Source organism: Alkalinema pantanalense CENA528 (assembly GCF_050753345.1).
GTDB classification, from domain to species: domain Bacteria; phylum Cyanobacteriota; class Cyanobacteriia; order Leptolyngbyales; family Leptolyngbyaceae; genus Alkalinema; species Alkalinema pantanalense.
This window is the reverse complement of the sequence record NZ_JBLZFX010000065.1, coordinates 10,624-33,953: the sequence shown is the minus strand read 5'-3', so window position 1 is coordinate 33,953 and position 23,330 is coordinate 10,624. Positions and strand designations below refer to the sequence as shown.

Annotated in this window: 23 protein-coding genes; 15 read left to right on the top strand and 8 right to left on the bottom strand. The window is 51.5% G+C overall.

The annotated features are described in order from the left end of the window. Positions 1-718 (bottom strand): transglutaminase family protein (locus ACN4EG_RS18585; protein ID WP_431631651.1); only part of this gene is annotated, 718 nt, incomplete at its 3' end. Positions 719-940: 222 nt separating this feature from the next. Beyond that, positions 941-1,285, bottom strand: a complete 345-nt coding sequence (locus ACN4EG_RS18580) for a hypothetical protein (protein WP_431631649.1) — start codon at positions 1,283-1,285, stop codon at positions 941-943. Between the two features lie 112 nt (positions 1,286-1,397). Between ACN4EG_RS18580 and ACN4EG_RS18575 the strand changes: the two genes are divergently transcribed. Then, positions 1,398-2,387, top strand: a complete 990-nt coding sequence (locus tag ACN4EG_RS18575; RefSeq protein WP_431631647.1) for a leucine-rich repeat domain-containing protein — start codon at positions 1,398-1,400, stop codon at positions 2,385-2,387. A gap of 33 nt (positions 2,388-2,420) precedes the next feature. On the opposite strand, the gene ACN4EG_RS18570 is transcribed toward ACN4EG_RS18575, so the two are convergent. From ACN4EG_RS18570 to gltB, 4 genes are all read right to left on the bottom strand, one after another. Then, positions 2,421-3,266, bottom strand: a complete 846-nt coding sequence (locus tag ACN4EG_RS18570; protein WP_431631645.1) for a Uma2 family endonuclease — start codon at positions 3,264-3,266, stop codon at positions 2,421-2,423. Positions 3,267-3,313: 47 nt separating this feature from the next. Continuing rightward, positions 3,314-4,075 (bottom strand): Uma2 family endonuclease, encoded by a 762-nt coding sequence (locus ACN4EG_RS18565; RefSeq protein WP_431631643.1) that lies wholly within the window; start codon positions 4,073-4,075, stop codon positions 3,314-3,316. A gap of 154 nt (positions 4,076-4,229) precedes the next feature. Continuing rightward, positions 4,230-5,801, bottom strand: coding sequence for a glutamate synthase small subunit (gene gltD / locus ACN4EG_RS18560; protein WP_431631641.1), 1,572 nt, complete (start codon positions 5,799-5,801; stop codon positions 4,230-4,232). Next, positions 5,776-10,362 carry a glutamate synthase large subunit gene (gene gltB, locus ACN4EG_RS18555; RefSeq protein ID WP_431631639.1) on the bottom strand — a complete coding sequence of 1,529 codons (4,587 nt, stop codon included), beginning with the start codon at positions 10,360-10,362 and terminating at the stop codon, positions 5,776-5,778. Before gltB ends, gltD begins: the two co-directional genes overlap by 26 nt. Positions 10,363-11,007: 645 nt before the next feature. Between gltB and ACN4EG_RS18550 the strand changes: the two genes are divergently transcribed. The 11 genes from ACN4EG_RS18550 (at position 11,008) to ACN4EG_RS18500 (ending at position 15,943) form a co-directional block, all read left to right on the top strand. Continuing rightward, positions 11,008-11,301 (top strand): type II toxin-antitoxin system RelE family toxin, encoded by a 294-nt coding sequence (locus ACN4EG_RS18550; protein ID WP_431631637.1) that lies wholly within the window; start codon positions 11,008-11,010, stop codon positions 11,299-11,301. Continuing rightward, positions 11,298-11,546, top strand: a complete 249-nt coding sequence (locus ACN4EG_RS18545; protein ID WP_431631635.1) for a hypothetical protein — start codon at positions 11,298-11,300, stop codon at positions 11,544-11,546. Before ACN4EG_RS18550 ends, ACN4EG_RS18545 begins: the two co-directional genes overlap by 4 nt. A 159-nt stretch (positions 11,547-11,705) precedes the next feature. After that, positions 11,706-11,921 carry a hypothetical protein gene (locus ACN4EG_RS18540; RefSeq protein ID WP_431631633.1) on the top strand — a complete coding sequence of 72 codons (216 nt, stop codon included), beginning with the start codon at positions 11,706-11,708 and terminating at the stop codon, positions 11,919-11,921. 102 nt (positions 11,922-12,023) lie between these two features. Next, complete coding sequence (locus ACN4EG_RS18535; RefSeq protein ID WP_431631632.1) at positions 12,024-12,365, top strand: hypothetical protein; 342 nt, start codon at positions 12,024-12,026, stop codon at positions 12,363-12,365. A gap of 313 nt (positions 12,366-12,678) precedes the next feature. Then, positions 12,679-12,939, top strand: a complete 261-nt coding sequence (locus ACN4EG_RS18530; protein ID WP_431631630.1) for an AbrB/MazE/SpoVT family DNA-binding domain-containing protein — start codon at positions 12,679-12,681, stop codon at positions 12,937-12,939. After that, positions 12,933-13,256 (top strand): type II toxin-antitoxin system PemK/MazF family toxin, encoded by a 324-nt coding sequence (locus ACN4EG_RS18525; RefSeq protein ID WP_431631629.1) that lies wholly within the window; start codon positions 12,933-12,935, stop codon positions 13,254-13,256. Before ACN4EG_RS18530 ends, ACN4EG_RS18525 begins: the two co-directional genes overlap by 7 nt. A gap of 112 nt (positions 13,257-13,368) precedes the next feature. Continuing rightward, positions 13,369-14,214, top strand: a complete 846-nt coding sequence (locus ACN4EG_RS18520) for a hypothetical protein (RefSeq protein WP_431631627.1) — start codon at positions 13,369-13,371, stop codon at positions 14,212-14,214. 34 nt (positions 14,215-14,248) lie between these two features. Further along, positions 14,249-14,731, top strand: a complete 483-nt coding sequence (locus ACN4EG_RS18515) for a pentapeptide repeat-containing protein (RefSeq protein ID WP_431631625.1) — start codon at positions 14,249-14,251, stop codon at positions 14,729-14,731. Beyond that, entirely contained in the window at positions 14,709-14,951 is a 243-nt protein-coding gene (locus ACN4EG_RS18510) for a DUF433 domain-containing protein (RefSeq protein WP_431631623.1), read from the top strand. The genes ACN4EG_RS18515 and ACN4EG_RS18510 overlap by 23 nt, the downstream gene beginning before the upstream one ends. Then, complete coding sequence (locus ACN4EG_RS18505) at positions 14,935-15,345, top strand: DUF5615 family PIN-like protein (protein ID WP_431631621.1); 411 nt, start codon at positions 14,935-14,937, stop codon at positions 15,343-15,345. Before ACN4EG_RS18510 ends, ACN4EG_RS18505 begins: the two co-directional genes overlap by 17 nt. 400 nt (positions 15,346-15,745) lie before the next feature. Next, positions 15,746-15,943, top strand: coding sequence for a hypothetical protein (locus ACN4EG_RS18500; RefSeq protein WP_431631620.1), 198 nt, complete (start codon positions 15,746-15,748; stop codon positions 15,941-15,943). A gap of 104 nt (positions 15,944-16,047) precedes the next feature. Here the strand turns inward: ACN4EG_RS18500 and ACN4EG_RS18495 are convergent, their stop codons facing one another. Next, positions 16,048-17,469, bottom strand: a complete 1,422-nt coding sequence (locus ACN4EG_RS18495) for a DUF2330 domain-containing protein (RefSeq protein WP_431631618.1) — start codon at positions 17,467-17,469, stop codon at positions 16,048-16,050. Positions 17,470-17,761: 292 nt separating this feature from the next. After that, entirely contained in the window at positions 17,762-18,574 is an 813-nt protein-coding gene (locus ACN4EG_RS18490) for an FTR1 family iron permease (protein ID WP_431631616.1), read from the bottom strand. A gap of 381 nt (positions 18,575-18,955) precedes the next feature. On the opposite strand from ACN4EG_RS18490, the gene ACN4EG_RS18485 reads away from it, so the two are divergent. The 3 genes from ACN4EG_RS18485 to ACN4EG_RS18475 are packed head-to-tail and all read left to right on the top strand — an operon-like array spanning position 18,956 to position 23,231. Continuing rightward, positions 18,956-21,214 carry a TonB-dependent receptor gene (locus ACN4EG_RS18485; protein ID WP_431631615.1) on the top strand — a complete coding sequence of 753 codons (2,259 nt, stop codon included), beginning with the start codon at positions 18,956-18,958 and terminating at the stop codon, positions 21,212-21,214. Further along, positions 21,214-22,137 (top strand): ABC transporter ATP-binding protein, encoded by a 924-nt coding sequence (locus ACN4EG_RS18480; RefSeq protein WP_431631613.1) that lies wholly within the window; start codon positions 21,214-21,216, stop codon positions 22,135-22,137. Before ACN4EG_RS18485 ends, ACN4EG_RS18480 begins: the two co-directional genes overlap by 1 nt. Next, positions 22,134-23,231, top strand: a complete 1,098-nt coding sequence (locus ACN4EG_RS18475) for a PepSY-associated TM helix domain-containing protein (RefSeq protein ID WP_431631611.1) — start codon at positions 22,134-22,136, stop codon at positions 23,229-23,231. The genes ACN4EG_RS18480 and ACN4EG_RS18475 overlap by 4 nt, the downstream gene beginning before the upstream one ends. Positions 23,232-23,330 lie beyond the last annotated feature (99 nt).

The following is a 23,330-nucleotide window of genomic DNA, read 5'->3' as shown; positions in this document are numbered from 1 at the left end:
GTGGGAGGGTGATGGGTTCGTTGGGGTGGAGGGTGGGGTGGGCTTCGGTGAGGAGGTGGTCTTTGGGAAGTTGGTGCAGGGGAAGACGGAGGCCGATCGGGGCGCTGCCGGGGAGGAGTTCCAGGGAAGGGGTCGGGAGTTCCCAGGTGCAGCTTGTCCAGATGGGGTTAGAAGTGGGTGCGTTGGGATCGCGATCGATGGGTAGCAGGGGCAGGACGTAGCCTGCTGGGTCGTTGTTAAGGTCGGTGTCGGGTTCGTAGGCGGGGAGGATGTGGGCGGGATTGAGGTGGAGGAGTTGGGTGAGGTGGTGCAGGAAGGGATAGGGATCGGTGCAGGGGGAGAGTTGGGGGTTGGCTGGGGCTAGGAGGGTGGGATTGTGCCAGATGGGAAGGCCATCTTCGCGCCAGTAGCAGCCTAAGGCCCAGCGGGGAATGGATTCGCCGGGATAGGATTTGCCGATGCTGTGGAGTAGGATGCTGCCGGGGTGGTTGAAGCGGTGTTGCAGTTTTTGTAGGAGTTGCTGGGCGATCGCGAATTTTTCGTCGCCGAGGGCTGCGATCGTCCATTGGGGGGATTCAAAGTCGTCGATCGAGATAAACGTGGGTTCACCGCCCATCAGGAGGCCAACTTGTTGTTCTTGCAGGGATTGTTCAACCTGTTGGCCGAGGTGTTGGATGGTTTGCCATTCGGTGTTGGTGTAGGGGCTGGAAGAAAGCACGGTAGTAGATGGGGCGTGGGATTTGGGGAGTGGGGAGTGGGTGGAATTTTGGCATAGGCTGTCTCTAGCAAGGTAGATTGCTAGGGAGATTGGGAGGGACGATCGAGGGTGTCTAGCTTGAAATGGGCTCTCGATCGTCTGCTCTAATTGTCTGGTTGGGGGATGTCTAGCGTTGCGGTTTGATTGATTTAGCGTTGTTCTTTGTGTTGTTTTAGGTCTGTTTTAGCACTGTGCTTGGGTCAAGAAGGTGGGCGCTGGGTCGGTGGGTTGGTCGGGATTGAGGAGCGGTAGCCGGAGGGCGTTGTTGAGATTGAGGGGGCTGCTCAGGAGGTAAACCCAGTTCCCTTGAATGAGCAGAAAATAGCGCTGTTGGACGGTGGTTAGTTTGATGATGATGCCTTGGCTGGTTTTCCAGACTTCCGGGGGGAGTTGCCAGGTTCCGGTGGGGAGGGTTTGGCTGGTGGTGCTGGTGAAGCCCAGGCTGTGGGTGAGGGTGACGATCGTATTGTGTTGGTCATTGTCAAGGTAGAGGTCTTGTCCGATATTGAGTGTACAAAAATAGGCCATGAAGGTGATTCCTCAAGGCTGTGACAGGCTATTATTGTCGGGTCGATCGGGCGTAATGCTCGAGTTTTTAAGAATCCTGTTAGTTTTTGTGGGATTGGTTGAGGTTCTGTCCATGGCTAGCCAAGGTTTTCGTGTGTTTTGGGTATTGGGAATTTTGCTCGGTGGCTTGGTGGGGACGGAGCCAGGGTATGCAGCGCGATCGGGGCAGGGGAAAGCTACCCCGGTACAAGGTGCTCAGGTACGGTTTAAGAAACCCACAAAAAAGCCGAGTCAGAAGTCGCCAAGTCCTGCTAAAAAGCCGGGGGCGAAGCAGGGAACCGTGGCACGGAATGATTTGTTTCAAGCGATGTGTGGGAAACGGAGCAAGTTGTCGGCGGAGAGTCGCCACACAATGGAGGTGTTGCTGCGGGTGGCGGGGACAACCCAGTGCGATCGAGCGGCTCAGGGCTTGGCTAAGCAGAAGGTGTTGGATCTGTCGGGAACGGGAATTCGGGATCTGCGGCCTGTGGGAATGCTGACGACGTTGGAAACGTTGGTCTTGAATCGGAACCCGATCGAAAATTGGTCGCCGCTGGCTGGTTTGGTGAATCTGAAGACGCTGGTGATTCGGGACAGTGTGGTGAAGGAGTTGGGGGCGATCGCGAGTTTGCCGAAGCTGACGAGTTTGACGTTGGATGGGGTGGGATTGACGGATGTCACGCCGTTGGCGCGATTGCAGGGTTTGCGATCGCTATCGTTACAGAATAATCAAATTCAAGATGTTTCGGCGTTGGCGGCGTTGAAGGATGTGACTTCTTTAGCGTTGCAAGGCAATCGGGTACGAGATTTGTCGCCGTTGACGTTAATGACGTATTTGCGAGAGTTGCGTTTGGATGGAAATTTGGTGGAGAATGTGCGTCCGCTGGCTGGTTTGATTGGGTTAGAGGTGCTGACGTTGAATAATACGTTGCTGACGGAGGCCGGAACTCAGGATTTGCTGCCGTTGGTAGGGTTGAAGCGGTTGGAATTATTGGGGATGCCAATGAAGCAGAATCCTTGTCCGACGTTACGATCGGGGGCGGTTTGCGCTTACCATCAGTTGCCTACCGCTTCAAGTAACTAAGTCATTTAACTAAGTCATTAGCCTGCGATCAAGTTATTCAGGAAGATTGTCTGGATCGATGCCCTGCGATCGGAGATAGGCTTCGAGTCGAGATCGGGCTTGTTGTTCTTGTTCTTTGGCCTGTCGCTCCTGTTGCTCACGGAGTTCTGCTTGTTCTTTGGCTAGCCGTTCCCGTTCTTTGGCTAGTCGTTCCATTTCAGCTTCAGTCAGTAACCAGTTACCATCGGCATCACACCAGCGTAACCATTCCTGGGGAATGCCACGAAAAGTGCCATTCCAGAGTCCCAATCCTAGGTTGATTTCAGGTATCCAAATCAATGGATTTTGAGGGGCGATCGACTGTTCTTCGTACTGTCCATTTTCTAGTCGGAAGTACCGTAACTGTCGATCGGTTTCGTTAAAGACTAAATAATTGGGAATTTGCAGAATTTGCTCGTAGACGGTGAATTTGCTGGGCGGTTTGCTGGGTATGGCTGGGGAGGGAGGTTTACTGGCAAACGGCCCTAGGTCTTCTGATTCGGTACCGGGAGAGAGGAATTCAATCACCATCACTGGGTTAACTTTCTCGTCCCAGGTGACATAGCTGGAACGAGTCATCTTGCCTTGATAGAGACGGGGTACGCCGACGACGAGGAACCAGTCGGGGCGCTTGTACCAGCCCGTATTCGTTGGGTCGTAGTAGAGGTTTAGGTCGAAGGCGTAGAAGACTTCAGTTTCAGCGTAATCCGTTAGCCGTAACGTTTCGGCTAGCAATTGCGGCTGTAGGCCATGAAATTCGTCGGGCAAACCGGGCTCCAGGGGGTCGTCGCTAGGGAGGTCGTGCATGGTGGGTAAGGGCACCATGTTAGGCAGCGGTGGGGTGGTGACGGGTTGGTTCATGGTCGAACGGCTCCTGGGCTGCAATACCGTGATTCTAGCATTGGGGGCTATTCGGGGAGATTGTTGGGGTCGATGCCTTGAGACCGTAGATAGGCTTCGAGTCGCGATCGGGCTTGTCGTTCGATTTCAGTTTCAGTGAGCAACCAATTGCCATCAGCGTCGCACCAGCGTAACCAGTCTTGGGGAATGCCGCGAAAGGTGCCGTTCCAGAGTCCTAGTCCTAGGTTGATTTCAGGTATCCAGATGCGTGGGTTTTGGGTCGCGATCGACTGTTCTTCGTACTGTCCATTTTCTAGTCGGAAATACCGCAATTGTCGATCGGTTTCGTTGAAGATGAGATAGTTGGGAATTTGCAGAATTTGCTCGTAGACGGTGAATTTGCTGGGTGGCTTACCGGGTGTCACTGGAGCTTGTGGTTTACTGGAAAATGGCCCCAGGTCTTCTGCTTCTGTGCCGGGAGAGAGGAATTCAATCACCATCACTGGGTTAACTTTCTCGTCCCAGGTGACATAGCTAGAACGGGTAGTTTTACCTTGATACAGACGGGGTACGCCGACGACGAGGAACCAGTCGGGGCGCTTGTACCAGCCTGTATTCGTTGGGTCGTAGTACAAGTTCAAGTCAAAGGCGCAGAAGATTTCGCTGGCAGCGTAGTCCTGTAAACGTAGGGTTTCAGCGAGGAGTTGGGGTTGGATTCCATGAAATTCGTCGGGCAAACCGGGCTCCAGGGGGTCGTCGCTAGGGAGGTCGTGCATGGTGGGTAAGGGCACCATGTTAGGCAGCGGGGTGGTGGCGGTGGGTTGGTTCATGGTCGAACGGCTCCTGGGCTGCAATACCGCGATTCTAGCATTGGCAAAAATCCCCCGAGATCGGGCGACTGGGGCGGTGCATTCTTGGTGGGAATGTACCCAGTGGCCCCATCACAAGGGGATTTTTAGGGTTGAAGTAAGGGTTCGATCGGGCTTAGGGGAGGTCAGTGCTGCCCATGAGGTAGCGATCGCATTCGCGGGCGGCTCCTCGACCTTCGTTGAAGGCCCAGACAACTAAGCTTTGACCCCGTCGGCAGTCACCCGCAGCGAAGACACCAGGGATGCTGGTGGTGTATTGACCGTAGTCGGCTTTGACGTTGCTGCGGCCATCCCGTTCTAATCCCAGAGCATCCAGCAACGGTTGTTCGGGGCCGAGGAAGCCCATGGCTAGCAGCACGAGTTGGGCGGGTAGCACTTTTTCGGTGCCGGGAATGGGCTTGGGAATGAATTGGCCTTGGTCGTTTTTCGTCCATTCCACTTGGACGGTGTGGACGGCTTTGACTTGGCCGTTGTCGTCGCCTTCAAAGTGGGTGGCGGTAGTGGTGTAAACCCGAGGATCGTCGCCATAGACGGCGGCGGCTTCTTCTTGGCCGTAGTCCATTTTGTAGACCTTGGGCCATTCCGGCCAGGGATTGTTAGCAGCCCGCTCCGATGGCGGTTTGGGCATGATTTCTAGCTGCACCAGGCTGTTGCACCCTTGGCGCAGGGAGGTGCCCACGCAGTCAGTACCCGTGTCGCCCCCACCGATGATGACGACATCTTTGCCAGCGGCGGAAATGTAATCGCTGCCGGGGTGGCCATCGAGAAGGGCTTGGGTGTTGGCGGTGAGGAATTCCATGGCAAAGTGGATGCCCTGCAACTCGCGGCCTGGAATGGGCAGATCGCGGGGCTTGGTGGCTCCGGTGCAGAGGATGGTGGCATCAAATTCCTTCAGGAGGTTTTCGGCGGGGAAGTCTTTGCCGACTTCAGTGTTGCAGATAAATTTGACGCCTTCGGCCTCCAGAAGATTCAGCCGCCGCAGAACGACATCCTGTTTATCCAGCTTCATGTTGGGGATGCCATACATGAGCAGTCCACCGGGCCGATCGGCGCGTTCAAAGACCGTCACTTCATGGCCCGCCAGGTTGAGTTGGGCGGCGGCGCAGAGTCCGGCGGGGCCAGAGCCAATAACGGCGACCCGTTTACCCGTGCGTTTGCTGGGGGGATGGGCGGTGATCCAGCCTTCTTCCCAGCCCTTTTCGGCGATGGAAAATTCAATGTTTTTGATGGTGACCGGCGGGTTGTTGAGGCCGAGGACGCAGGAGCCTTCGCAGGGGGCGGGACAGACGCGGCCTGTGAACTCGGGGAAGTTGTTGGTTTTGTGGAGCCGATCGAGGGCTTCTTGCCAGAGGCCGCGATAGACCAGGTCGTTCCATTCGGGAATCAGGTTGTTAATCGGGCAGCCGCTGGCCATGCCGCTGATGATGGTGCCCGTGTGGCAGAAGGGGATGCCGCAGTCCATGCAGCGTGCGCCCTGGGTGCGGAGGTTTTCCTCGGGCATTTCGAGGTGGAATTCATCCCAGTTACGCAGGCGATCGAGCGGCGCAACTTCTGCCGGGATTTCGCGGAGGAATTCGATAAAGCCGGTTGGTTTTCCCATGGTTGGTGTTTCGTAGATCGGTAAGGGCGGAGGGGAAAAGAAGACGAGGAGTGCGATCGGGCTAACTGCCGCCAATGCGGGCCACATCGCGGGCGTTGGCTTCGAAGGCAGCGGCGAGGGCTTCGTCTCCGGTGAGTCCATCGGCCATGGCAGCGGCGATCGCCTGTAGGACGCGCTTGTAGTCCTTGGGCATGACTTTGACGAACTTGGGCACGGTGTCTGACCAGTGGGCCAGAATCTCGGCGGCCTTTTGGCTCTGGGTGTAGTGGACGTGGCGCTGGAGCATTTGCTGGAGGTCGTTGATTTCCTCCGGATCTTCCAGTTTTTCCAGGCCGACCATTTGGGTATTGCAGCGGGTGGCAAAGTCTCCGGCTTCGTCCAGGATGTAGGCGACTCCACCGCTCATGCCAGCGGCGAAGTTGCGTCCCGTGGTGCCCAGGATGACCACTTTCCCGCCCGTCATGTATTCGCAGCCATGGTCTCCGACGGCTTCCACGACGGCATGAACCCCGGAATTTCGGACACAGAAGCGCTCTCCGGCCATGCCGCAGATGTAGGCTTCGCCGCCGGTGGCTCCGTAGAAGGCGACGTTCCCCGTGATGATGTTTTCGGCGGGGACAAAGCTAGAGCCAGCGGGGGGATAGAGGATGATTTTGCCACCGCTCAGTCCCTTGCCCAGGTAGTCGTTGGCATCGCCTTCCAGTTCCAGGGTGACGCCCTTGGGCACGAAGGCTCCGAAGCTCTGTCCAGCGCTGCCTTGGAAGTGGAGATGCACCGTATCTTCCGGGAGGCCCTCCCAGTGGCGTTTGGTGATTTCGTGGCCGAGGATGGTGCCGACAACGCGGTTGGTGTTTTTGATGGGTAGGGTGGCTTTGACGGGTTTGCCGTCTTCGATCGCGGGTTTGCACAGATCTAGGAGGACGGTGAGATCCAGGCATTTTGCGAGGCCGTGGTCTTGGGGAATTTGGCAGTAGCGGCCTACATCTTCGCCGACCTGGGGCTGATAGAGGATCTTGGAGAAGTCCAGTCCCTTGGCTTTCCAGTGGTCGATCGCCTGTTTGGGTTCTAGGACATCGGTGCGTCCGATCATTTCATTCAGGCTGCGGAAGCCGAGTTGGGCCATGAGTTCCCGCACTTCCTGGGCGACGAAGCGCATGAAATTGACGGTGTGGGCCGGATCTCCGGTGAAATGTTGCCGCAGTTGGGGGTCTTGGGTGGCGACGCCCACGGGGCAGGTGTTGAGGTGGCAGACCCGCATCATGATGCAGCCGAGGGTGACGAGGGGCGCGGTGGCAAAGCCGAATTCCTCTGCCCCCAGCAGGGCGGCAATGACGACATCCCGTCCGGTTTTCATTTGGCCGTCGGTTTCCACGACGATGCGCGATCGCAGGTTGTTGAGCACCAGGGTTTGGTGGGTTTCGGCCAAGCCTAATTCCCAGGGTAACCCGGCGTGTTTGATGGAGGTTTGGGGGGAGGCTCCGGTGCCGCCGTCGTAGCCGGAGATGAGGACGACATCGGCGTGGGCCTTGGAAACCCCAGCGGCGATCGTGCCGACGCCGACTTCGGAGACGAGTTTGACGCTGATGCGGGCCTCCCGGTTGGCGTTTTTCAAGTCATGGATTAGTTCCGCCAAGTCTTCGATCGAGTAGATGTCGTGGTGGGGCGGAGGGGAAATGAGGCCGACGCCGGGGGTGGAGTGGCGCACCTTGGCAATCCAGGGATAGACCTTTTTGCCGGGAAGTTGACCGCCTTCTCCGGGCTTGGCTCCTTGGGCCATTTTGATTTGAATTTCCTTGGCCTGGGAGAGGTAGAGGCTGGTGACGCCAAAGCGACCAGAAGCCACTTGTTTGATGGCGCTGTTTTTGGAATCGCCCTGCTCGTTGGTCCAGGTGTAGCGATCGGGGTCTTCGCCGCCTTCCCCGGTGTTGGACTTGCCGCCGATGCGATTCATGGCGATCGCCAGGGCTTCGTGGGCTTCCTTGGAGATGGAGCCGTAGCTCATGGCCCCGGTTTTGAAGCGCTGCATGATGTCTTCGATCGGTTCGACTTCCTCTAGGGGAATGGGTTGGCGGTGTTTGAATTGCAGTAGGCCGCGCAGGGTGAAGAACTTCTGGTTCTGCTCGTTGACGAGGGCGGCGTATTGCTTGAACAGGTCGTAGTTGCCTTCCCGTACGGCTTTTTGCAGGGTGTGGATGGTTTGGGGGCTAAAGAGGTGGGCTTCGCCGTCTTTGCGCCACTGGTATTCACCGCCGACATCCAGGGTGGGGGCGTTGGCGGGACGATCGGGGAAGGCGTTGTGATGGCGTAGCAGGGCTTCTTCTGTCAGGACATCAATGCCCACGCCTTCAATGCGGGAGGCTGTCCAGGTGAAGTAGCGATCGATGACGGATTGGTTGAGGCCGATCGCTTCGAAAATTTGCGCGCCGCGATAGCTTTGGATGGTGGAAATGCCGATTTTGGAGGCGACTTTGATGACGCCTTTGGTGGCGGCTTTGATGTAGTTTTTGCAGGCGGTGGCGTAGTCTACGTTGACCAGTAAGCCTTCGTTGATGAGCTCTTGAATCGTTTCAAAAGCCAGGTAGGGATTGATGCCGCCGCAACCGTAGCCAATCAGGAGGGCGTAGTGGTGAACTTCGCGGGGTTCCCCGGATTCTAGGACGATGCCGACGCGGGTGCGGGTGCCCTGGCGGATCAGGTGGTGGTGCAGTCCAGCGACGGCGAGGAGGGCGGGAATGGGGGCTTGGGTGGCGCTGATGTCCCGATCGCTCAAAATCAGGATATTCACACCCTCGGCGATCGCGGCATCGGCCTGGGCAAAGATTTGCTTGAGGACGGCTTCTAGACCTGCGGTGCCCTGGGTGGGATCGAAGAGGATCGGCAGGGTGAGGGACTTAAAGCTGTCGTTGGCAATGTGCTTGAGCTTAGCCAGGTCGGCGTCGCTGAGGATAGGGGTTTTGAGCTTGATCAGGTTGCAGCTTTCCGGCTCGGGTTTGAGTAGGTTGCGTTCGGAGCCGATCGTGGTTTCGGCGGAGGTGATGATTTCTTCCCGGATGGAGTCGATCGGGGGGTTGGTCACCTGGGCGAACAGTTGCTGGAAGTAGTCGTAGAGCAGTTTAGGCTGGTCGGACAGCACCGACAGCGGCGTATCAGCCCCCATCGCACCTACCGCTTCTACGCCATCGCGGGCCATGGGAGCTAGCAGCATCCGTACCTGTTCAAAGGTGTAGCCAAAGGCCATTTGCCGTTGGATTAACGTTAGTGTTTCTGCTAGGGATGGCTGGGCTTGCTCCGGTAGCGTTGTTAGATCGACTAAATATTGGTTTAACCATTCCCGGTAGGGCTGGGCATTGACGATTTCGTTTTTGATTTCTTCATCGGCAATGATGCGGCCTTGGTTCATGTCTACGAGGAACATGCGACCGGGTTGCAGACGGCCTTTGTGGGCGACGCGATCGGGTTCGATCGGCAGAACGCCGGCCTCCGACGCCATGATCACGAGGTCGTCTTTGGTGACGTAGTAACGGGAGGGGCGCAGACCGTTGCGATCGAGCACAGCTCCCATGACGCTGCCATCAGTAAAGGCGATCGATGCGGGGCCATCCCAGGGCTCCATCAAGCAGGCGTGGTATTCATAAAAAGCTTTTTTGGCGTCATCCATGGACTCGTGGGCGGCCCAGGGTTCTGGGATCATCATCATGACGGCGTGGGGCAGGGAGCGCCCGGACAGCACCATGAGTTCGAGGGCGTTGTCAAAAATCAGGGAATCGCTGCCGTCGATGTTGATCACTGGGTGGGCCTTTTTCAGGTCGTCGCCGAAGCTGTCTGAGGCAAAGAGGGATTGGCGGGCGTGCATCCAGTTGATGTTGCCGCGCAGGGTGTTGATTTCGCCGTTGTGGGCGATGTAGCGGTAGGGGTGCGATCGCTCCCAACTGGGGAAGGTGTTGGTGCTGAAGCGGGAATGGACGAGGCCCAGGGCGCTGGTGAAGTCGGGATCGTGGAGGTCGGGGTAGTAGCTGCCGACCTGATCCGGCAGGAGCATCCCTTTGTAGACGAGGGTGCGGCAGGAGAGGCTGGCGGGATACCAGCAGGGGTCGATGCCGGTGGCGCGAATGGCGTTGTGGGCGCGTTTGCGGATGATGTAGAGTTTGCGCTCGAAGGCGAGGTCGTCGGCTAGATCGGCGGCCCGTTGGATGAACACTTGCTGCATGCAGGGTTCGCTGGCTTTGGCGGTGTCACCGAGGGCGCTGTTGTCGGTGGGAACGTCGCGCCAGCCAAGGATAGTTTGGCCTTCTTCCTGGACGATCTGTTCAAAGGTTTGGCGTCCGGCGGTGCGCTGGGCGGGATCGGGGGAGCCGTAGATCATGCCAACGCCGTACTGACCGGGTTCGGGCAGGGTGATTTGGGCGGCGCTGGCGACTTTTTGCAGGAAGGTATGGGGAATTTGGGTGAGGATGCCTGCGCCGTCTCCGGTGTTGATTTCGGCACCGCACGCGCCGCGATGCTCCAGGTTTACCAAGATGGTTAATGCCTGTTGAACGATGTCGTGCGATCGCTGGCCTTTCATGTGCACGACGAACCCAACGCCGCAGGCATCGTGTTCAAATTGGGGATCGTAGAGTCCTTGTTTGCGTGGGAGAGAATAATTCATTATTGATGCCCTAGCGGATAAAAATTAGGGTCATCTAGAGGCAGGGAACTCTTAACTCTAGGTAACCTGGGTTTGCTAATCTGGATTTTCTAATAAAGACGGCTTAGAGTGTCAAGTTTTAAGAAAGATCTCAGATCTGTCATGTGATCCAACAAGTTTTATTTCAAACTTGAGGGGTTCGAAAAGGTTGAATGATTTTGGGGATTTTAGGGAGGTTTTGGGGAGAATGGGCGGGGTTGCTGGGGATAGGTCAGGGTCTGGAAATGCCCTAGTTTAGTGCTAGATGCAGGCTATTTCTGTAGGTAATTTTTCATTTTTTAGCTATTGTGCTAGGGAAAAGGCGATCGATTGGGTTTGTTTTGGTAGGAGTAAAACCTACGATCGATTTTTCTCTATGGCGAATCAATTAAGAGGGGATTGATGGGGGCCACTCGAATGATCAAGAAATGCTGAATGAGGCGACTTTTGAGTTAGAAAAAATTGGAAAAGTCTGTTGAAAATTGCCAACAATTGTAGGGAAGATAAGGGTGATGCGATCGGGCAACTTGGGATTTAATTAAGGGTCAATTTGGGGGGCTGCACCTCGGCTTGGGCGATCGGGATGACTGAAGTGCATAATTAGGCACGACTTGCATTGAAACAGTGATGTTCCAACTTGATTTCACGTTAGATGCCTTAGGAGATTTGCAACTTTTTAGAGCCTATGAACAACGACAAATTATTTCAGCAATTGAGACTCAACTTTCCTACCAACCGACTCAGCCAACCCGGAATCGGAAACGACTACGACCCAATGTCTTAGCTGAGTGGGAGCTTCGTATTGATCACATTCGAGTGTTTTATGATGTTGATACGGAGTTATCGATCGTCAAAATCGAGGCGATCGGTTACAAGGAAGGAAATATGCTCTTTATCCATGGCGAGGAGTACGATTTATGAGAACTATTACGCTTCCAGAAGATCTTACTGAGATCCGTTCGGTATTTGAGCAGGCTACTGATGAAGATGTGATTATCAAGTTGGCTGACGGACGAGAGTTCATACTCAGTGCTATTGATGACTTCGAGGTTGAAATCGCGCAAACACGTCGAAATCAGAAGTTGATGAATTTTTTAGAGCAACGAGCTAGCCAAACTCAGACTATTTCACTGGATCAAGTTAAACGCCAACTCGGTCTAAGTTAGAACCCTAGTAGCCGCAGCACAACGATACCTCATGCAGGCGCAGTTATGGGAACAGGATTTTTCTAGGGCGATCGTGTACAAGTATTCAAATTAGCTGGACAGAAGCATTGGCTTGAGAGGGGCATTATACTTAAGCCAGTTACCCTCGAATCTCACTCTATGAATGACGAAAACTTGCAATCCATAGCAGCTGTTTTTGGCGAATCAATTGGAGACGTCCTATTTGTTTTCCTTGAAGTAGTAAATGCTTTACGAAAGCAGCCAAGTTTTGACGACACTAAATTCTGTGCGGAAATCCAAGCCTTGCTCCAACGGAGTGATTTCAGTGACACCCAGCGAGAAGCTTTATCAAGCTTACTTCGTGACTCTGAGTAGCCGCCCAGAAACAATGGTTTCCACATAACCCAAACAATCGCAGGGTGTACTGGAACACATCAGCTATCCGAGGAACCTATTTTCGGCTCAGGTTTTGAAATTATGGGTGTTCAAATTTTTCCAGTGTTAGAGGGATACGATAAGTGCTCTTTTTTGCACTCGGAATCTGTTGATTGGAAAACAATTGCGTTAGTAATGGAAACGCTGGATGCCCTGTCAGCTAAGGTCGGAGTGGAGGCTTTAGGCTGTTTTGTGAATAGCACTCGTGAAGATATGCCTTTTGGGGAGGAGGAGATTGAAGAAGTTGAGCAAGGTAGTGAATTAGTTGATGGGGTCTACTATTTTCAAGGTGAAGTGATGTGGAGTGTTGTGCCTCAGTGGTTTGAGGTCAGGCGCGGTATTGAGGCTGTTCAGGGGCTACTAGCTGAATTACGTCGCTATTAGGAAGCATTACCAGAGGATGAAGATGATTGGGATGATGACTCGATCGATTTGATGGGTGCAATATCTGAGTTGGAAGTGATGGCGTGCATCTTGTTGCGGGGGCAGGAAGAGGGATGTCGCTTTCGACTGTGCGTTTCGGGGTAATCTACAATCCGCATCACATACCCCCCATAGTGCCCGTCGATCGTGGAGAGTGGGTTGCCTTCAAACTTTCCTGGGGATGTCACGCTACATTGGGGTTCCCCATTACTTGACAGGGGTCTTCCTGGTGACTACGATGTAATTATACTCTTGCCGTTTTGGGTATCTGGGTATGGGCACGGTTATCAAGACTCGCATCGTTAAAATTGGTAACTCCCAAGGTGTCCGGATTCCTAAACTCCTTTTGGAGCAAAGTGGTATTCAGGAAGACGTTGAGATTGAAGTGCAGGGGGATTGTTTAACGATTCGTACGGCGCAACCTCGGCGTGCTGGATGGGAGGAGGCTTTTACGGCAATGGCTAGGAATCAGGATGATGTTTTGCTGGGTGAGGGCAGTACGACCCATTGGGATGCAGCGGAATGGGAATGGTAGTGAAGCGTTTTGATGTTTTTCTGGTCAACTTAGATCCCACGGTTGGTCGTGAAATTCAGAAAACGCAACCCTGTGTGGTGATCTCGCCGGATGAGATGAACCGTTATATTGCGACGGTGATTATTGCTCCCATGACGACTCAGGGGAATTCCTATCCCACCCGGATTCCTTGTCAGTTCCAGGGAAAGAATTGGCAAGTTGTTCTGGATCAGATTCGCACAGTTGATAAAAATCGCTTGGTCAAAAAGCTGGGCCGCATCAGCCAAGATGAGCAAAAAATGTTGCTTGCTACTCTGGCTGAGATGTTTGCTGAATAAGTTTTCTGATCAAGCTGACAGGAGAAACGGTTACTGCATAAGTTACCGATCGCCTGTGGTAGGTAGGCGAAATTGTGTCCATTACGAGTGACGTTTGTAGGGGATTGTCGAAATGTCGTTGAAGTCATTGAAGCCAGTTCATCTCTTTTCTGTTCTGGGTGCGATCGCTGTTGCAGCGCTGGTTCCTGCTCGGGTGCGGGCGGAGGGGAACTGTCCGCCGGGGTTCTTTCCGATCGGGGGTGGCAGTGCGGGATGGGTGGGTTGTGCGCCGATGGATGGGGGCGGTGGTGGGAGTAGTAGTCCTAGCCAGCCTGCACCACCGCCTATGAATAACAGTGGCGTCAGGCTGCCTGGGCTGTCTACCTATGATCCTAAAAAGTGGCTGGATTTCTTTGAACACCTGCGCCAGTCGTCGCTCGAAAATCAGCGGGAATTTCTGGTGAAGCGCCATGGTGAGGCGGCGGGTAAGACCTTTGACCAGCTTGCTGAAGGAACGTGGACGGTGGGGCGTTCTCCGGCGGGACAGGCTACCCTCGCCTGTTCGGCATCGTTTTGGACGCTGAATGGTGGGGTGATTTTGATGGACTGGAAGGGGGAACAGTCTGGAACGGCGATGATGTTTTTTTCCAAGCAGATCCCCCACGATAGGAAAGGGGTGAAGCGGCTGCGGGTGGATTTGGTGCAGTCTGGTGAGACGCAAAATGTAGAGGTTCTGGCATCGCGGTTTCCGATGGTTCCTAGTATGGGGATGATGTTTTTTAAGGTTCCGTCGAGTGAGGCGTTGCTGAGTTCGATCGAGGATACTCAGGATTTTGCGGTTCATTGGGATGGTCGCAGACTCTTTGGGGGCGAGTGGCATAGTGCGAATGCTATGCGTAAAGACCTGACAGAATGTGTTGAGCAGATTGCGCGGGAAACGTCTCAGCCTAAGCCGATGGAGAAGCGGGAAGTGAAGTAGGTTTGAATTGATTTTTTGAGTGTGATGAACCGGAGTGAATGCTCATTATTTTTGCGGTGGATGGGTGGGTTCTGTTTTACAAGGGGCAATGCTGTCCCAAGGATTGCTGTGGGATGCCCAACTACAAGGGGCTGACCTGCGAGGAGCTGACTTGAGTGGGGCAAGTCTAGGAAGAAGTGATTTAAGCTACGCTAACTTAATAAAAGCAGACCTTTTGGGAGCAAAAGCCCTACATGCTAATCTTCAATCTGCTGGACTTGAAGAAGAAAATTTACAAGAAGCTATTTTAAGATGGGCTATTCTTCGAGATGCCAACCTTCAAAATGCCAACCTTCAAAATGCCGACCTCAGAGATACCAAACTGGACGATGCTGATTTATATGGTGCAGATTTACGTGGAGCAAGAAATATTAAACCTAAGCAAATCATAGCGGCTCAGAATTGGCGAGATGCACTATACGATGATGATTTTCGTAAGAAACTGGATGAATTTTATGAAACTCGATCGCATCACTAGCAATCCCAAGCGGATGAATGGACAGCCCTGCATTCGTAATCTGCGCCTTACGGTTCGTCGGGTCATTGAACTGCTGGCGACTTACCCCGATCGTGAAGAATTGCGTTGCGAGTTTCCAGAATTAGAAGACGAAGATATTCAGCAAGCCTTGATTTTTGTCTCTTCCTACTTGGACGATCGCATCATTGAACTTTCCGATCGCTATGAAACTGTTGCTTGATCAGGGATTACCACTCTCTGCGGCGGCATTATTACGCGGTGCAGGGATTGATACTGTTCATGTTGGTGAAGTTGGAATGGCTGAGGCTGAAGATGCAGATATCATTCAAACAGCCAGAAATGAGGGGCGCATTGTTGCGACGCTTGATGCGGATTTTCACACTTTGCTAGCACTCGATGAAGCCATTTCTCCATCAGTTATTCGCATCCGGATTGAAAGGTTACGTGCCCAAGCGCTAACGAATCTGCTGCTGACCGTGATTGCTGAGTGTCAAGGAGAGCTTGAACAAGGTTCAGCCTTACTGTTGAACCCAGCCGTATTCGTGTTCGTCGTCTGCCGTTGGTGCCTGATGTCTAAAATATTTTTGACCCTGATTTCTAACCCTGATTTTTGAGCGTTATGGGTCTAGATTGAGACTCATTATTTTTGCGGCGGATGAGTGGGTTCTGTGTTAGATATTGAGGGGTGTTTTGGGGCTGGAGTCGGCTCAAAATTTCGTACAAATTTCAGGGGTAGATTAGTCCAGGTTAGGGGTTAAATGAAATAGAAATGGGGCGACGATCGCGGGTTTACGATCGACCGATCGAGGTAGACTGGGGGCACTATTAGGAGGGTGAGGTGGGTTGTTCCGAGGGGGTTGGCATGGGAAAAGGAGTGCGCGATTGGGGGCTAAAAGGGCCGATCTAGGGGCTGAAAATTTAGTCCAATTTTAGTCCAGACTCTAAAATAGTCCCTTCAGTCTATTTATGAAAGCATTATTAGATAAGAGTTTTAAACGATAGAAGAGATCTTGAATGCCTGCCATAACCGCAGAAGTCCAAGCTGCGTTTCCGAACCTCCGAGTCCTAGATTTTCCCTCGGATCCGTCGAGCGTTTTCACGATCGCTCAGCCCTTCCCACAGCCGTTTCCCACCCGTCCACCCCTAGAATTTTCTTTAGCAAACCCCGGAGATCGACGATCGCGAAATACCCTTCAATTCATCCATTACTGATAGCCGCGATCGCTTAAATAACGTTAGATAAGCTGCCAGATATCCACGGAGTTACTTATGGAACTTTGACTACGCTGATGACCAGTCAAGTCCTGCTGAGTTGCCTAAGAATTGGGATTAATCGATTGACGTTTTTGCTGAATTTCCGATCGACTCCAACCCGTTAGGTTAACCAAATTCTCTTCAGTTTTTCGATCGTTCAGCCAATACCGTAAAGCCGAAAACCCAAACGGAGTTCCGGTGGCATGGAGATTCGCAAATCTGATTTGAAACAGTAAATCGGGTTGAGCCGTGACCTGCGTTCCTGCTGCTTCAAGCCGCGATCGTAGAGCCTCCACAGGCAACATCCGAAATTCCAAATCCCTTGGAAAAGTGGTGGCATTATACCGAACATGCAACCGCGTCACATAGGTCTGCGATCGTGTCTGCGTGCCTGACCAAGACACCCCCAACTTGGGTAAATTTTTAACCAGAGAATCCACCTGCTCCCAATCCATCGTACAAGGCTTGCAAGCATCAGAGGCAATCTTGCCAGCATATTCGAGAAAAGCAGCATTTTTACCCGCTTGCTCATAGGCTTTCTGAAACACCGCCTGATAAAACTCTTCAAAATAATAATTAATCCAAGTGGGAATCTCTCGTCCAGAAATCTCGCCCCGTACCGATACCCCATCCGTTGGCATCGTTTGATTGGGATAATTTGCCACCTCTGCCATCTGGTCAGGGGACAGCACATAGACGATTAAATCTTGATCGCTCCGAGCATTTAACGTACTTAAACGAATCGGTAGCATTAATTGCGGCGATTCATATTCAACCACGATCGGGCGCAGAAACCCCGATTCTGTCCGTTGTACTTTTTCTAAATTGATATTGACAACAAAAAACTTCATCCCCGCCTGAATGTAAGACTTCAGCATCGGCTCGCCCCCCTGAGGCAGTTGATAACCCTGTTTTTTCAGCCAATCTGTGAGGGCATCAGATTCCGCCGCACTGAGCAACGTCACATTGTATTCACCGATTGAAAATTGATCGGCAATTTCCAGCGGAGCAGATGTTTTCGCAGAGTTAGTTCCCTTGCTAGCCTGATTCACTGAAGCTGGAACAATCACCGCAATCAAAAATGCGATTAAAAACAGAGCCGCCAGCCCAAACGGCCAAGAAAAGCGCGAGTATCGCACCCATCCAATCCCCTGAGCCACAATGCAGAATCCCAACAACCCCAATGCAACGGGAATATAACCGAGGGATTCCGCCTCCCAAGCCTTGTTGAAATAGAACGTAGATGAAGCTAAACGGGGAGCTGTGAAACGATCCAATTGCTCAAGCAACAAATTATCACCAATGCGAACTTGCTCACGGCGAGGCAACACAGGCATCGGCACAATTCGCGCAAATTCCTTGACATTCCCCTGAAAATTATTAGCCATCGTAAATACGGTTTTATTCCCTTCACGGGCAATCACCACCCGCGAAGCCGTATTAGTGAGATCGGCAGTGATCCTCGCAAAAAACGCACCACACATCGCCTTTGCCGAAAATGCGATACTGACGCACAGCAGTAAACTGAGCAAACCAACCTGAAAGATTCTTGACCCAGAGAAGAATTTTTTGCAAGGAGTAGAATTGACCATGGGGGAAATTCGATCGAACGTTCTCCCCCAAACTTACCCACTTTCCGCAAAACAGTTCTCAAATCCCACCACTTATCCCCAACCAGCCTATGGTGCACCTGCCTCAATACCTCAGGTGCTTAACCGTACAATTAGAACTCCAAAGCGTATCAATCCGAGAACTTCCCAATCGCTTAAGTTATTTTCATTCGATCGCTTGGGCAGATTTTACCCAGGGGGCTTTAGGCAACCAGGTTTTGAGAAATATACCTACTGCAACCAGAAGTAAGGCTGCTTGAACCGCCATCGTCTCCCAAGTAGGATAAAAACCTAACAGCCGGATTTTAGGCAACTGAACGATCGGGTGTAGTGGAAAAAGATTGGCTGCTTGCAAAGCGTGAACACTGGAACCCAGAAACTTGAACCCTAGATAGTAAATAAGAGCACTGGTAATTTGGAAAAAGGGTTTCAACGGAATTTTCAATCCCAGCGTTAACATCAACATCGTTACAATAGCCAACAGTCCAGTTGCGGCCCCAATTCCTAATAATAAATCAAATGAACTAATAGAAGGGGCAATGCCGAGGAAAAACAAAACGGTTTCACCCCCTTCACGGAATACCGTTAGAAAGGAGAGTACAGCCAGTGAAAACACTCGTTGAGTTTCCAGAGCCGCTGTCATTTGTTCATGGATGTATCCCTGCCAAGCATTGAGGGCAGATTTACTGTGTAGCCAGTAGCTGACATAAAACAACATCGCAGCAGCAATCAGTCCGGTAACACCCTCTAGGAGTTCTTTGTTCGATCGGAGGGCAGAGACATTAGAGACCACTGCTTGAATCCCAAACCCAGCTATGACAGACATCGCCAACCCGGCGATCGCCCCCAACCAAATCCAAATCCGGCGATGTTGATTACCGCTTTTATCCAAAAATGCCAAGAGTGCGATCAGGACTAACAGCGCTTCCATGCCTTCCCGCAACAAAATCGAAAAAGAGTCGAGCCAAGTATATTCCATGGGATTAACGAGACAAGTCAGCAAGCAGGTAAACCGTAAGCTTAATCTCTCTTAAATAGGAAAACTTGTCAACTAGAAATGGAATCTGATAATATGCCCTAGTGAAGCTAAATAAAAAAGATTTTCAATAATCTATGGGAGTAAATCCATCGCAAGTAGCTTGGCTAGCCCTCACCCCAACCCCTCTCCCAGAGCAGGAAAAGACCAAAACCAAGGTTTGCTGCCCGTTTTGCCCAAATTGAGTTGCGCCTGAACTGACACTCAGGGTTCTTCACGCTCATCATCCACTCATCTGTCTGCGCTTGAACTAGTTGAAGCCCACTAGTTCACGTTTTTCTTCGTCATCTTTCTCTGTACTTTTCATTGCTAATACGAGTTCCCATGAATATGCGTCAATTGGTACTACGATCGAACTTGGTGGTTTTGCTTTACTTGGCTCAGGGGCTATCTTCTGATATGGCATCAGCCCAACCCTTGAATACATCTTTGGTGATTCCTAGTATTAGTAAAAATTTGCAAGATGTAGAACGCCTTTCTAGGGACGCGCAAGACTTGATCAGTCAAGGAACATCGCCCATCGCGGATGGAGAGGAGGAAATCACAATTACTGGGGTACAGATCTTAGATCAAGGAATCCCGGCCTATATTCCCAGCAGTCGGGTTCAACGCAAAGAGTTTGAAACCCGTAATAATCGTCGCCTAGGGGATATCATTGAGCGGATGCCGGGGGTCGTTGTCGATGGGCCACCGGGAGAAAATAATGACGTGCGTTTACGAGGATTGGATAAGGAATTCACACGGACGCAAATTGATGGATTGACGTTGCCAGATGGCGGTGAGAAGCGAGAGTTTCAGGTCAATCGGTTACCCTCTTCACTGGTGGAAAGCGTCACGATTATTCGCAACCCAACGGCAGAGTTTGAGAGTGATGGTCTGGCAGGACGGGTAGATGTCAAAACTAGATCGATCCCAGAGCGGTTTTTCTTGGAGGGTCGGGTCGGTCTAGGCGATCGATCTGGGTTGGGCAGCAGCATTTTTAACCTACAACTGGGGATCGGCGATCGACCCACAGAAGGCTTTGGCTATTTAGGGGCTTTTAACCTGTTGACTCGGCCCTTAGACATTGACAAATTTAAAACCTCCACCGCAGGACTGCGAGAACTGGAAACAGAGCGGCAAAACCAGCGGTATACCGACTATAGTTTTAGCCTTGGATTTCCTTATAAGAATGGGGAGTTGACAGTCAAGCCCCTCTTTCTTCAGTTGGACTTCGATAAGGAAAAAACTAAGCTGACCAGCGAACCGAGAAGAACAACGGTGCGCAATGTGGATTTAGAAGATGAATCTCGAACTACCCGTGGGATTAGTGTGAACCACAAGCATCGGTTTGGTGGAGCAAAGCTAGAAACGCAGTTAGGCTTCTTTGAAGGCAGAGAAGACAAAGACAAGAATAAACGGGAGTTCAATCTCAATAACCGCAATGTGTTTGTTCTGAATAAAACCACGTTGGAAAAGGAGGATAAGGAAGATCAAACCATCAACTTTAACACTGCATTGACCATCCCTATCCAAACCGGGCTGCGGCAGGAAATCAAGCTCGGCGGAGCCTTTCGACTGCGAGATCGAGAACGGTTGAAGTCTGTTATTGAAATTGATAATCGCAATCGACGCAGCGACAAAACAGGGCCAAAGGACAACTATCAGTTAGAAGAGAATTATTTTGCCGGATTTGTGCAAAGTCAAGTTTTCTTGAGCGATCGCCTCAGCCTCATTCCGGGTATTCGGGTAGAGCATACCAATTTGACTGCCTCCGATACCAAAACCCGCGATGCAGATAAATCTCGCACCGATTGGAATCCTTCTCTGCATGTATTATTCAAACCCACAGATCAGTTGAGTTTAAACGCAGCTATCTCCCGAGGAATTAACCGTCCGAAGTTTGATGAGCTATCGCCCTTTGAAATTGAAGCTGGCGATAAAATCACAATTGGCAATCCCAACCTTGACCCTGCCACCTCTCTCAACCTAGATATTGGGGCAAAGTATGAAAATCAGCATTTTCTGCTGGGAGCTAACTTTTTTTATCGCAATATCAAAGATGTTATTGAAGAAGTTGATACTGGAACTCGCCGCAATCGTAAACCCATTTTCCAAATTCAAAACGTAGGAGATGGTTGGACAAGTGGGGTCGAACTGGAAGAGCGGATCAATCTCGGATTCACTAGATCGAAAGCACTGCAAGGCTTGACCCTGTGGGCAAATCAAACATTTCTAGATTCAGAGCTGACCGATAACTTAGGGCGCAAACGTCGATTTAAGGAACAACCTAAGTTCATCAGTAATTTGGGACTAGATTATACCTATGCGCCTTGGGGAACAACCTTCTCCATCAGTTGGACCTATGTGGGTGATCGGGTCGAAAATCGCACCGATGGCAGTACAAAAACGATTACTCCGTTTTCCTTTTTGTCCTTAGCCGTTCGGCAAAAACTCACAACCAACTTCAGCTTATTTTTTGAGGCAAGCAACCTGACCAATGCCAAAAAAGAAGAACGGGAACAGTTGGTCAATGGCACTTCTACGCGCAAAGTAGAGGATCCCGGACAAACGTTTCTAATTGGATTGGACTGGAAATTTTAATGCGTCATCTTCTTCCCCTCTTCAAAGACATGGTGCGACTGCTGCTGACCTATCCCGGTTGGCTAGCTGCCGCCATTCTCTCAACGATCGTGGTGGCCGCAGTGGAACCCAGCATGGCATGGTTAGGTAAAACCATCGTCAATGAATTGAAAAAGGGGGATATTGATCTCCAAGCATCATTATTTCGCTACGCCCTCTCCTTTGGAGCCTTGTTGTTTGGCTTAGGATTACTGAAATTCGCAGATAAAGTCATTGATAAAGTCTACGAAGTTCGGCTTATTCTAGCCCTCCAGTGTACCTACCTCGATCGCCGATCCCAGGCCCAAGAATCCGCTGACATTCCCCGCATTCTGTACGATTGCAATCGTGCTAAACCGGGGTTAGACATTTTGCATAAAGATGGCTGGAAAATAATTTCACAGACGATTTCGGTCATCATCTGGCAGTTGAACTTGGCCCCAGCTTGGCTACCTGCTTTACTGATTGCGGTCATTCCCCCCACCTTACTAGGTTTTTTCTTCGGGCCTTATGTACAACGGGCTAGCCAAGGACTGTTACGCACCCAAAGCCAATTAGCGAACTGTACCAGTGATGAACGACGATCAGAATTTAGACAGCATCAAAATACATTTTTGCGGCAAACCCTGAAGCTCGAAGTTTTTAAATCTGCTACCGAAAACTTGATGGATCTCCTCACCTGGGCAGGATTATTAACTTTGATTTTGTTAGCAGGAATCCTTCCCCATTTAGGACTGTTACCGCAGCAGATAGATGCTGGAGATTTAGCCTTATTTTATGTAAATCTCAATTTGTTATCAAAACCGTTGACTGAAATTGTCAAAGTCTATAACAAAGCTAGGGAATCCTATCCTGCGTTACAACGCGTGCTGCAACCCGAAAAACCAGAGGTTCTGATTCCATGATCCAGACAACTGTGAAACAGATTGCCCTGCACTGGCATCGTACCCTCGGGATCATCATGGGAGTCGTCATGCTAATGTTTACACTCACGGGTATTGTGCTGATTGTAGAAAAGCAGTTGCCGACGAAAGAGGATAGTTGGTCAATTGTTCCGACACCCCCCGCCCTGTCGGCAGTTGAGTTGATCGATCTAGTACAAACTCATTTTTTCGATCGCCATCTGGATTGGCTGGACTTACCCCAACACCCGACCCAAGCAGCCCAAGCTAGATTTAAGGACGATCGAGGTGAATTCGATGTTTATTTAGACCCCTATAGCGGTCAATTACTAGACCAAATCCCTCGAAATCCAGGCATGATGGCGATCGTGCACAAACTTCACGGAAATTTTCTTCTCGGGAAATGGGGATCGGGTTTTGTTGGACTGAGTGGCGTAGGACTATTGGCTGTCACCTTAACCGGATTATTGCGGTGGACAGGTTGGCGAAAGTTTACCCATGGCTTGCGCCTACGTTGGTCAGCAAAACCGAGGCTACTGAACTATGATTTTCATAATGTTGCAGGATTTTGGGTTGTCACCTTCCTAATAATGATCGCAATCACAGGAGCAGTGATGGGGTTTCATCCCCTTCTACAGCATTTTTTTAAGCTGACTCCCAACCCAGAACCTTTCATCATAAGTTCAGCGGCGAGTTCGGCTGTGAGTTCTGCTTACCCTTCATCCCAAATCAAGCTGACCACTGTGATTGACCAAGCGCAGGTCGTCGCATTGCCCCATCACCACTTCCATCGTCTACAACTGCCCAAGACTCTGGGTGATCCCTATATTCTTCAATTTGATTCTGAAAACCACGATCGCATTAAAATTAAAGTCAATCTCGATCTTGACAGTAGGTACATCGTGCGAGTTGAGAAACAAGCCCAGTCCCATAGAACCTGGAAAAAATATTTTGACCAACTCCACACAGGCGACTACGGCCATAGCTGGATTGCATGGATGTATGTATTGCTTGCAGGAATAAGCGCCATCGTGTCAGCCACGGGCCTAATCATCGGATGGAACCGGATGAAAGTCAGCCTAAAAACGCTAAGATGATCCTAATCCTGAAGTGATTGATCAATGCCATAGATTGCCATTCCCCAAGTTGATTAGGAGAGGTGTGACCCAAAATCCGAGGAAATGGCTCTCTAATTG